The following is a 7,510-nucleotide window of genomic DNA, read 5'->3' as shown; positions in this document are numbered from 1 at the left end:
CGATGCGCTGGCCTCCTGCAAGCGTGAGGCGGCATCCAGTTTCGGCAGCGACCACGTGCTGGTCGAGAAGTACCTGACCCGTCCGCGCCACATTGAGATCCAGGTGTTTGGCGATACTCAGGGCAACGTGGTGTACCTGTTCGAGCGGGACTGTTCGGTGCAGCGCCGCCACCAGAAAGTGCTTGAAGAGGCGCCGGCTCCGGGCATGACACTCGAGCGCCGCGCCGCCATGGGCAAGGCCGCCGTCGACGCGGCCAAGGCCGTGGGCTACGTGGGCGCCGGCACCGTGGAGTTCATCGCCAATCAGGATGGCACCTTCTACTTCATGGAGATGAACACCCGCCTGCAGGTGGAGCACCCGGTCACCGAGATGATCACCGGGCTCGACCTGGTGGAGTGGCAGCTCCGCGTGGCCTCCGGCGAACCGCTGCCCCTGGCCCAGGAGCAGCTGGCCATCAATGGCCATGCCCTGGAAGCGCGCATCTACGCCGAAGATCCCTCCAGGGGCTTCCTCCCCTCCACCGGCAGGCTGGTGCACCTGGCGCCGCCGGAAGAGGGCATGCATGTGCGCGTCGATACCGGCGTGGAGGAGGGTGACGAGATCTCGCCCTTCTACGATCCGATGATCGCCAAGCTGATCGTCTGGGATGTGAATCGTGACAGGGCCCTGGCCCGCATGCTGCAGGCCCTGGCCGACTACCGGGTGGTCGGCGTTTCCAACAACATCGAGTTCCTGTCGCGCCTCACCGCCTGCCCGGCCTTTGCCAACGCCGATCTGGACACCGGCCTGATCGAGCGGGAGAAGGACTATCTCTTTCCGGAAGAGGCCGGAGCCCATCGTGAGGCCTGGCTGGCCGTAGCCCTGGCCGAGTTGTTGCGCGAGCAGGAGCGGGCGGCCCAGAGCGCGGGCCGGCATCCGGAGCCGGCGTCGCCCTGGCATCTGCGTGACGGCTGGCGGGTCAATGCCGATGCAGCCCGCAGCCTGATTTTCCGGCTGGGCGAGGAGCAGAAGCATCTGCAGGTCGAGAACCTGGGCAAGACCTTCCGCATCGTGGTGGATGGCGTCGCCAGCAGCGTCAGCGGCAGTATCAATCCCCGCGGCCTGCTGCGGGCTGAGTTTGACGGCCTGCGTACCTCGGCTACGGTGGTGGTGGCGGGCGAGCGTCGCCATGTGTTTGGCCATGGCCGCGCCTGGCAGTTTGCGGCGGTGGATCCGCTGCATCACAGCGGTGAGGGCGGCGGGGCCGAGGGTGGCCTGCTGGCGCCCATGCCTGGCAAGGTGATCGCCCTGATCGCCAGCGAAGGCGCCACGGTGGAGAAGGGCGCACCACTGCTGATCCTTGAGGCCATGAAGATGGAGCACACCATCACGGCGCCGGCTGCCGGCACGGTCAAGGGCTTCCGTTACGCCGTCGGCGACCAGGTGGGCGACGGCGCCGAGCTTGTGGATTTCGAAGTCAGTCCTGTTTGATCCGTATCCCCGTGGGGGCGAATGAATTCGATCCCACGAAAGGCCTTCGACAATCTGAAGGCTTCATACCCCCCGGCAATCCGCGCAGACGGAGCCGGAACAGCACAACACGAGTGTGAGGAGACAGCATGAGTGAACTGAGCTACGTCCATGGTGCGTCGGACAAGCCCCTGATTGGCCAGACCATCGGCCGGTATTTTGACGATGCCTGTGCCCGCCACGGGCAACGGGAGGCCCTGGTGGTGCGCCATCAGGGGGTACGCCTGAGCTACGCCGAGCTGCGTCTCAAGGTCGATTCCCTTGCCTGCGGGCTGCGCCGGCTGGGGCTGGTGCCGGGGGATCGGGTGGGGATCTGGTCGCAGAACCGGTTGGAGTGGACGCTGACCCAGTTCGCTACGGCAAAGGCCGGCCTGGTGCTGGTGAACATCAATCCGGCCTACCGGCGCAGTGAGCTGGAATATGCCCTCAACAAGGTGGGCTGCCGGGCCCTGGTCCTGTCTCCTTCATTCAAGAGCAGTGACTACCTGGTGATGCTCTCCGACCTCGCGCCGGAGCTGGGGCACTGCGAGGCCGGCCTGCTGCGCGCCCACCGGCTGCCCAGCCTGGAGATGGTGATCCGCATGGGGGGCGAGCGCACGCCGGGCATGCTCAATTTCGACGATCTGCTGCGCCCGCCGAGCCGGGACGAACTGGGCGAACTTGAGCTGCTTGGCGAGGCGCTGCAGTTCGATGAGCCCATCAACATCCAGTTCACCTCCGGGACCACCGGCAACCCGAAGGGTGCGACCCTGTCCCATCACAACATCCTCAACAACGGCTTTTTCGTGGGCGAGGCGATCCGCCTGGTGCCCGGTGACCGGGTGTGCATCCCGGTGCCGCTTTACCACTGCTTCGGCATGGTGATGGGCAACCTGGGCTGCCTGACCCACGGGGCGACGATGGTCTACCCGGCGGAGGCCTTCGAACCCCTGGCCGTGCTGCAGACGGTGACGGAGGAGAAGTGCACCGCCAGTTACGGCGTGCCGACCATGTTCATTGCCCAGCTGGATCATCCGGACTTTGCCGGCTTCGATCTGTCCAGCCTGCGCACCGGCATCATGGCTGGCAGCCCTTGCCCCATCGAGGTGATGAAGCGCGTCATCGACAGGATGAACATGACCGAGGTCACCATCGCCTACGGCATGACGGAGACCTCGCCGGTGAGCTTCCAGAGTGGCACCGATGACCCCATCGAGCGGCGGGTGTCTACGGTCGGCCGGGCGCAACCCCATTGCGAGGTGAAGATCATCGACACCGAGGGGCGCATTGTGCCTCGTGGCACTCCGGGCGAGCTGTGCACCCGTGGCTACTCGGTAATGCTCGGCTACTGGGGTGACGAGGCCAAGACGGCGGAGGCCATCGACCGGGCAGGCTGGATGCACACGGGCGACATTGCCATCATTGATGACGAGGGCTTCTGCAACATCGTTGGACGCATCAAGGATATGGTGATTCGCGGCGGCGAGAACATCTATCCCCGGGAGATTGAGGAATTTCTCTACCGCCACCCCAAGATCCTGGATGTGCAGGTGGTGGGCGTGCCCGACAAGAAGTACGGCGAGGAGCTGTGTGCGTGGATCATCGTGCGCGAGGGCGAACGCCTGAGTGAGGATGAGGTGCGCGCCTTTTGTCAGGGGCAGATTGCCCACTACAAGATTCCCCGCTACATCAGCTTCGTGGACAGCTTTCCGATGACGGTTACAGGCAAGATCCAGAAGTTCCAGATCCGCGAGAAAATGAAGCAGACCCTCGGCCTGGAAGACGCCGCCACCGCATGATCGAAGGAATGAAGCCATGAACCTGCCCCAGCGTGTCCGCATCGTTGAAGTCGGTCCCCGGGACGGCCTGCAGAACGAGAAGCAGATTGTCAGTACCGATACCAAGGTGGAGCTCATCGCCCGGCTGGGTGCCGCCGGCTTGCCGGCCATTGAGGCCACCTCCTTCGTGTCGCCCAAATGGGTGCCGCAGATGGGTGACAACGCCGAGGTGATGGCACGGATCGCCCGACTGCCGGGCGTGAACTACCCGGTGCTGACGCCCAACCTGAAAGGGTTCGAGGCGGCCCTGGCGGCGGGCGCGAAGGAGGTCGCGGTGTTCGGTGCGGCGTCCGAGTCCTTCAGCCAGAAGAACATCAACTGCTCCATCGCGGAATCTCTCGATCGGTTTGTGCCGGTGGTGGAGGCGGCGAGGGCGGCGGGTGTGAGGGTGCGCGGCTACGTGTCCTGCGTGCTGGGCTGCCCTTATGAGGGTGAGGTGGCGCCGGAGGCGGTGGCCGGCGTGGCGGCAACGCTCTTCGATATGGGCTGCTACGAAGTCAGCCTGGGTGACACCATCGGTACCGGCACGCCCGGGAAGACTCGCCGGATGCTCGACGCCGTTGCTCGCCGGGTGCCCATCGACAAGCTGGCCGGCCACTATCACGATACCTATGGTCAGGCGCTGGTGAACATCTATGCATCCCTGCAGGCGGGGGTCGCGACCTTTGACGCCTCGGTGGCCGGGCTGGGGGGCTGCCCCTACGCGGCGGGGGCATCCGGCAATGTGGCCACGGAAGATGTCGTGTATATGCTGGACGGGCTGGGGGTCGAGACGGGCATCCGCCTGGATGCCCTGGTGGAGACATCGGCGTGGATCTGTGAACGCCTCGGCCGCAGTAACGGCTCCAAGGTCAGCCTTGCCAGGGGTGCCTGTCGCCGCTGAAGTACATAAGGCCTTGAATTAAATCCCGACTTGTGAAATGATTGCCGGCTCGCCCGTCTGCATGTGCAGGTCGGGTGTCCGGATTTTTACCTTGCCCTACCGTTCGCATGACGGAGGGCTTTGATCCAGAAGGAGATCTCATGCGGCATTACGAAGTCGTTTTCATCGTTCACCCTGATCAGAGCGAGCAAGTGCCCGCCATGATCGAGCGTTACCGTTCCCTCGTGACCACCCAAGGCGGCCAGATCCATCGTCTGGAAGACTGGGGTCGTCGTCAGCTGGCCTACCCGATCGACAAGATCCACAAGGCTCACTACGTGCTGATGAACATCGAGTGCGATCAGCCCACCATCGCCGAACTGGAGCATGGCTTCAAGTTCAACGATGCCGTGCTGCGTCACCTGTCCATCCGCATGAAGAAGGCGGTCACCACCCCGTCGCCGATGATGAAGGAAGAAAAGGCTCGCTCCCTGACTTCCGCTTCTGGCGAAGAGACCAAGGCCGTCGAGCAGCAGCCCGCAGCCTGAGTTGCAGGAACAGGTTCGCAACAGTTTTGAGATTGAAGGTGTCCTGACCGAAGTCGGGGCTCTGCGTTACTCCCCCGGCGGTGTGCCGGTGCTGGCAGGGCGCATTGAGCACCGCTCGAAGCAGGTGGAGGCCGGGGTTCCGCGTGAAGTGGGGCTTGAGTTGGCGATTGCTGCGGTAGGGGAGAAGGCAAGTCTGCTTGCCGCTGCCCGCCTCGGTTGCACCGCCCGAATCACCGGTTTTCTCGCAGCGAAAAGCCTGCGGAGCAGGGCACCTGTATTGCACATCGATACGATCGAATTTTTGGAAGGAACGAATCATGGCATTCAAGCCAGCAATGAAGCGTAAGGACGACCGTGGCGGTCGTAGCCTCTTCAAGCGTCGCAAGTTCTGCCGTTTCAGCGCAGAGAAGATCGAAGAGATCGATTACAAGGATGTGGACATCCTGAAGGATTTCATCACCGAAAACGCCAAGATCATGCCGGCGCGCATCACCGGCACCAAGTCCGGCTACCAGCGTCAGCTGTCCACCGCGATCAAGCGTGCGCGTTTCCTCGCGCTCCTGCCGTACACCGATCTGCACCAGTAATCCCGGAGAGACAGCATGCAAATCATTCTTATGGACAAGGTTGTCAACCTGGGTGGTCTGGGTGATGTGGTCAAGGTCAAGGACGGCTACGCCCGTAACTTCCTGATCCCCCAGGGCAAGGCCAAGCGTGCCAATGCCGCCAACCTGGCTGAATTCGAAGCCCGCCGTGCCGAGCTCGAGCGCATCGCTGCCGAGCAGCTGGCTGCTGCCCAGGCTCAGGGTGAAAAGCTCGAAGGCACAGCCGTCACCATCAGCCGCAAGGCCGGTGTGGATGGCCGTCTGTTCGGCTCCGTGACCAATGCCGACGTCGCTGATGCGCTGAAGGCCAAGGGTTTCCCCGTCGAGAAGTCTGCCGTGCGCATGCCGGAAGGCCCGCTCAAGGTGGTTGGCGAGACCCAGCTGGTCGTCTCCCTGCATACCGATGTGACTGCTACCATCAACGTCGCAGTGGTTGGCGAGAGCTGATCGAAGGGAGTTTGACTCCTTCCGTCAAAAAAGGCTGCCTCGTGCAGCCTTTTTTGTTTTTCAGGCCGGGGTATTGCCCGGTCGTTTCGGATTCCTGATGCCCCATGCGTAAATCTCAAAATCTGCCTGAAGATCCCGTCATGTCCGCCCTGCGGCTGCCGCCGCATTCCGTTGAGGCGGAGCAGTCGTTATTGGGCGGGTTGTTGATTGACAACACCGTCTGGGAGCGGGTCGGGGATGTCGTCAATGAGGCTGACTTCTATCGGGATGACCATCGGCGCATCTTTCGTCAGATCGCTCGCCTGATCGAACTGGGCAAGCCCGCCGACGTCGTGACGGTATATGAGGCGCTGGAAAAGAACGGCGAGGCCGAGCATGTCGGTGGCCTTGCCTATCTCGGCGAGATCGCCAACAGCACGCCCTCTGCGGCCAACGTCCGGCGTTACGGAGAGATCATTCGGGAACGGGCTATCCTTCGCAAGCTGGTGTCCGTTGGTGACCAGATTGCGGCCAGTGCTCTCACGCCCTCGGGTAAGGATGCCAAGACCCTGCTGGATGAGGCTGAGGCGAAGGTGTTCGAGATTGCCGAGGCGGGGGCGCGTACCGTCAGCGGGTTCGTGCCGATCCAGCCGATTCTCGGACAAGTGGTGGATCGGATTCAGGAGCTCTATGATCGGGACTCCCCGGCAGGTATCACGGGTGTGCCTACAGGTCTGACCGATCTTGATGAAAAGACGTCTGGTCTTCAGCCTTCGGACATGATCGTTCTGGCGGCGCGCCCTGGTATGGGGAAAACTTCGCTGGCCCTTAACATCGCCGAGAATGTCGCTGTCGAGGCAGGCTTGCCTGTTGCGGTCTTCTCGATGGAAATGCCGGGGACCCAGCTCGCCACGCGCTTCCTTTCTTCGGTCGGCCGGATTGATCAGCACAAGATTCGGACAGGGAAGCTGACGGATGAGGAGTGGCAGCGCCTGACCTATGCCCTGGGTAAGCTCCATGAGGCACCCATCTTTATCGACGAGACGCCCGGCCTCAACCCGACCGATCTGCGCGCGCGGTGCCGGCGTCTGCATCGCCAGTGTGGGCGCCTGGGGTTGATCGTGATCGACTACCTGCAGTTGATGACTTCGCTGAAGGAAAGCGACAACCGATCGGCTGAATTGTCCGAGATTTCGCGCTCCGTGAAGTCCCTGGCAAAGGAGCTGCACGTACCGATCATCGCGCTGTCCCAGCTGAATCGAAGTCTTGAGCAGCGTCCCAACAAGCGGCCGGTGGCGTCGGATCTGCGGGAGTCGGGGGCTATCGAGCAGGATGCGGACATCATCATGTTCATTTATCGTGATGAGATCTACAACCCGGACTCTCCCGACAAGGGGATGGCTGAACTGATCATTTCAAAGCACCGGAATGGCTCTACCGGCACTGTTCGGATGACCTTCCTTGGGGAGTTTACGCGCTTCGAAAACTACTCAGGCGCGCCGAGTTACTGACGGCTAATAGTGGTCCTTCAACTATTTTCTGGAAATAGTGTTGACGTGGCCGAATTCTTCTTTATAATTCGGCCTCTCTTCGCTGCGGCGCACACCGAGATGTGTGAGCCGGGGTAGTGAGGAGGTGGTGCTGGAAGATGTAGTGTTTGTTTCCGGTGCTGTCGCGTTAGGCGGTTTGTTTCGGTGGTTAAGAAGTTTTCGAAACAAGATGCTTGACAGGGTTTAAAAGCT

General features: G+C 62.2%; 8 protein-coding genes. All 8 read left to right on the top strand.

The window, feature by feature from the left end; all coding sequences use genetic code 11:
• Window positions 1–1,471 (top strand): biotin/lipoyl-containing protein (locus ACIQ09_RS21185; protein WP_398314236.1); only part of this gene is annotated, 1,471 nt, incomplete at its 5' end.
• A gap of 128 nt (window positions 1,472–1,599) precedes the next feature.
• A complete protein-coding gene (locus tag ACIQ09_RS21180; RefSeq protein WP_398314234.1) occupies window positions 1,600–3,288 on the top strand; it encodes an AMP-binding protein in 1,689 nt (562 codons plus the stop codon).
• 16 nt (window positions 3,289–3,304) lie between these two features.
• Window positions 3,305–4,210 (top strand): hydroxymethylglutaryl-CoA lyase, encoded by a 906-nt coding sequence (locus tag ACIQ09_RS21175; protein WP_398314232.1) that lies wholly within the window; start codon window positions 3,305–3,307, stop codon window positions 4,208–4,210.
• Window positions 4,211–4,350: 140 nt separating this feature from the next.
• The gene (gene rpsF, locus ACIQ09_RS21170; RefSeq protein ID WP_374499264.1) at window positions 4,351–4,737 is read left to right on the top strand and encodes a 30S ribosomal protein S6; all 387 of its coding nucleotides are present in this window, start codon (window positions 4,351–4,353) and stop codon (window positions 4,735–4,737) included.
• Between the two features lies 1 nt (window position 4,738).
• Complete coding sequence (priB, locus tag ACIQ09_RS21165; protein ID WP_398314230.1) at window positions 4,739–5,083, top strand: primosomal replication protein N; 345 nt, start codon at window positions 4,739–4,741, stop codon at window positions 5,081–5,083.
• Window positions 5,055–5,324 carry a 30S ribosomal protein S18 gene (gene rpsR / locus ACIQ09_RS21160; RefSeq protein WP_153162030.1) on the top strand — a complete coding sequence of 90 codons (270 nt, stop codon included), beginning with the start codon at window positions 5,055–5,057 and terminating at the stop codon, window positions 5,322–5,324. The genes priB and rpsR overlap by 29 nt, the downstream gene beginning before the upstream one ends.
• Window positions 5,325–5,339: 15 nt before the next feature.
• Entirely contained in the window at window positions 5,340–5,789 is a 450-nt protein-coding gene (gene rplI / locus ACIQ09_RS21155; RefSeq protein ID WP_398314227.1) for a 50S ribosomal protein L9, read from the top strand.
• Between the two features lie 104 nt (window positions 5,790–5,893).
• Window positions 5,894–7,279 (top strand): replicative DNA helicase, encoded by a 1,386-nt coding sequence (dnaB, locus tag ACIQ09_RS21150; RefSeq protein ID WP_398314225.1) that lies wholly within the window; start codon window positions 5,894–5,896, stop codon window positions 7,277–7,279.
• The last annotated feature ends 231 nt before the right edge of the window (window positions 7,280–7,510 follow it).

Origin of the sequence: Zoogloea sp. (assembly GCF_044344315.1) — a bacterium.
In the GTDB taxonomy this organism is placed as follows: domain Bacteria; phylum Pseudomonadota; class Gammaproteobacteria; order Burkholderiales; family Rhodocyclaceae; genus Zoogloea.
This window is presented reverse-complemented; position numbering and strand designations above follow the sequence as displayed.